We start from the raw sequence: 3,474 nt of genomic DNA on the forward strand, positions 1-3,474 counted from the left end.
CGTCGTCGTGCAGCAGCGTCGCCGTGTGCATGAACTCGACGGAGGCCGCGAGATGGACGTGGCCCTCGCCCTGGTAGCCGGCGAGCGAGGCGGTCGCGAGGCCCATCGCCGCGGCGTCGATCGCGCCGGTGGCCGCCAGCCCGCGGCCGAGCCCCGCCAGCACCTTCTCGTTGAACAAGGTCGCCGGCAACCGCGCCGGCCCTTCATAGACGACCAGTCGCACCGAGTTGGAACCGATGTCGATGATCCCGGTCCGCGTCGGTTTGGCGGTACCGGCCAGCGGCGACGCCGCGCGCCGCAGCAGCCGGGTGGCGACGCTCACCGTTCTCGCCCGAACGACAGCGTCGGCACCGACTCCGCCCCGGCGACGGCGGCACCGCGGCCCGAGAGCGATGGGTTGTTCATGAAATAACGGTGGAGGTTGAACGAGCGTTCGCCCGGCGCGTCCGGCGGCGACAGGCGGGTATAGGCTCCATCCGCCTCCAGCGCCCAGCTCTGTTCATTGTCGAGCAGGTTGGCGACCATCACCTGATCGAGCACCTGATCGTGTACCGTCGGATTGCTGATCGGCAGCATATATTCCACCCGCCGATCAAAGTTGCGCGGCATCCAGTCGGCCGAGGAAATGAAGATCCTGGCCCCGTCATTAGGGAGCGGCTTGCCGTTGGCGAAGCACCAGATGCGGCTATGTTCCAGGAAACGGCCGATCACCGACTTGACGCGGATGCGCTCGGACAGGCCCGGCACGCCGGGACGCAGGCAGCAGATGCCGCGCACGACCAGCTCGATCTCCACCCCCGCCGCGCTCGCCTCGTACAGCTTTTCGATGATCGCGGGATCGACCAGCGAGTTCATCTTGGCCCACATCCCCGCTGGCCGACCCTCGCGCGCTGCTGCGATCTCGGCGTCGATCAACGCTACCAGCGTGGGCCTCAGGTCGCGCGGGGACAGCACCAGCTGCTTCATGTCGACCGGCTCGATATAACCGGTGATGTAGTTGAACATCTGCGCCGCATCGGTGCCGATCGCCGGGTCGGCGGTGAAGAAGCTGAGGTCGGTGTAGATGCGCGCGGTAATCGGGTGATAGTTGCCGGTGCCAAAGTGGCAATAGGTCTTGAACGCAGTGCCCTCGCGCCGCACCACCATCGACACCTTGGCGTGGGTCTTCCACTCGAAGAAGCCATAGACGACGCGCACACCGGCCCGCTCCAGCGCCGATGCCCAGAGGATGTTCTGCTCCTCGTCGAAGCGCGCCTTCAGTTCAACGACCGCCGTCACCGACTTGCCCGCCTCCGCGGCGGCGATCAGCGCATTGATGATCGCGGGCTGCTTGCCGGCGCGGTACAGCGTCTGCTTGATCGCGACCACGTCGGGATCGTTCGCCGCCTGCTTGAGGAAGGCGATGACGACGTCGAACGTCTCATAAGGATGGTGGACGACGATGTCCTTCGCGCGGATCGCGGCAAAGCAATCACCGCCGAATTCGCGGATCCGGTCGGGAAAGCGTGGGGTGAAGCTGGGGAACTTGAGGTCGGGGCGGTTCTCCTCGACCAGCAGCGCCAGGTCGTCGATGCCGAGGAACTCGCCGGACTCGGTGACCATCGCGTCGCCGCCGGCCACCTCGTCCTTGAGTAGCGCGACCAGCGGCGCGGGGGTGCCGGTCTCCAGCTCCAGCCGGATCACGCGGCCGCGACGGCGGCGCTTGATGGCGTTGGCGAAATAGCGGACCAGGTCCTCCGCCTCCTCCTCGATCTCGATATCGCTGTCGCGCAGCACGCGGAAGGTCGCCGCACCGTCGACGCGGTAGCCGGGGAACAGCACCGGCGCGAAGTGGCGCATGACCGACTCGATCGCGACATAGCGCGCCGGTGCCTCCGCCGAGGTCGGCCCCGCCAGCCGGACGAAGCGCGGCATGGTCGGCGGCAGCATCACCACCTCCTGCACCGGCTCATCATCGGACAGGCGGACGAGGTCGAAGATCACCGACAGCCCCTTGTTGGGGATGAACGGGAACGGGTGCGATGGGTCGATCGCCTGCGGGGTCAGGACCGGGAATACCTGCTCGCGAAAATATTTCTCCAGCTCGGCAGGGGTTTCCGCGGCCAGCGCCTCGCGGGGAAGGACGATGACGCCTGCCTCCTCCAGCGCGGTGCGAACATCGACCCATACCGACTGCTGGCTGGCCATCAGCCGGTCGGCCTCGGCGGTGATGTCCGACAGCTGCTGGTTGACGGTCAGGCCATCGACCGAGCGCCGCTCGACCTCCTGCGTGCGCTGCCCCATCAGCCCGGCGACGCGGACCATGTAGAACTCGTCGAGATTGGACCCCGAGATCGACAGGAAGCGCAGCCGTTCCAGCAGCGGATGCGCGCTGTTGCAAGCCTCCTGCAAGACGCGCCGGTTGAACGCGAGCCATGACAGCTCGCGATTGAAGTACCGCCCCTCCTTGCCGGCGTCCTGGCCGAGATCGAATGGCTCCTCCTCCTTGTCGAAACGCGCGAGGTGGACGGGACGGGTCATGGTCTCTCCAAACCACCGGCGACAAGGCCGGCTTCGCCAAGCGTGGCGCGTGCAAGCGGAATGGACAAGCGGCGTTGCCGTTCCGTGACATCGCGATCGAGCAGCGCGACGGCCGCCTCGATCACGGCATAGCTACGCTCGATCCGTGTCGCGAGCCAGTCGATCAGCTCGGTCCGCGCATCCAGTCCCCGGCGCAGGAACAGCCGCGCGAGCAGCGCGCGGACCAGCGCATCGTCGGGCGGCAGCAGCGCCGCATGGGTGCTCGCGGCGAGCCGGCTGCGCAGGTCCGGGATGGTGATCGGCCAGTCGGGCGGTGCGGCGGCGGCGACGATCACCAGCGGGCGATGCGTCGCCTGCGCCCGGTTCCAGGCGTGGAACAGCTCCGCCTCCGGCACGGCCTCGGCATCGTCGATCACGCTGCCGCCGCTCTTGGCCGCGAACACCCGCGCCAGCAGGCTGCGGCCGGAGCGCGGCGGCCCGGTCAGGATCGCGGTCCTGACCGGCCAGGCACCCCAGTGATCGAGCAGGTGAACGGCGCGGGCATTGGCGGGGGTGACGAGGAAGGCATCGCCGCCCGGATCGCTCGGAAAGTCGAGGGGCAGCGCGATCTGGCTCATGCCCCCGCCCTGCGCGCCTCAGCCTGTGACATTGTCCGGCGCGATCTCGGGCGGCAACAGCTGCGGCGCGCGCCGGATGCGGATGGTCTGGCCGCTGCCGAACACCTGGAACCCGCGCGATTGCAGCGAGGTGCGCAGCACGTCGGGGTCGCCGTCGTACAGGACGCGCATCACCGACTGGCCGCCGAGCGCCAGGCTGGTGGTCTGTGCCGAGCGGACGCCGGGGATCGCGCGCACCGCCGCCTCGGTCGCGCTCACCGCGCCTGCGCCAGGCGTGTCGAACTGGACGTTGACGGCGATGCCCTGCCCGACCGCCGCCGGCCCGCCGAGATCGCCG

General features: G+C 68.6%; 2 protein-coding genes and 2 pseudogenes. All 4 read right to left on the reverse strand.

What is annotated here, in order from left to right:
• Positions 1–280, reverse strand: a pseudogene (locus HUU96_RS13340) (hypothetical protein); the annotation flags it as partial.
• A gap of 38 nt (positions 281–318) precedes the next feature.
• A complete protein-coding gene (locus HUU96_RS13345; protein ID WP_174293247.1) occupies positions 319–2,520 on the reverse strand; it encodes an RNA degradosome polyphosphate kinase in 2,202 nt (733 codons plus the stop codon).
• Positions 2,517–3,137, reverse strand: a complete 621-nt coding sequence (locus tag HUU96_RS13350) for an HdaA/DnaA family protein (protein ID WP_174293248.1) — start codon at positions 3,135–3,137, stop codon at positions 2,517–2,519. Before HUU96_RS13350 ends, HUU96_RS13345 begins: the two co-directional genes overlap by 4 nt.
• Before the next feature lie 18 nt (positions 3,138–3,155).
• Positions 3,156–3,474, reverse strand: a pseudogene (locus tag HUU96_RS13355) (heavy-metal-associated domain-containing protein); the annotation flags it as partial.

This window comes from Sphingomonas bacterium (assembly GCF_903644135.1).
Classification (GTDB): domain Bacteria; phylum Pseudomonadota; class Alphaproteobacteria; order Sphingomonadales; family Sphingomonadaceae; genus Sphingomonas.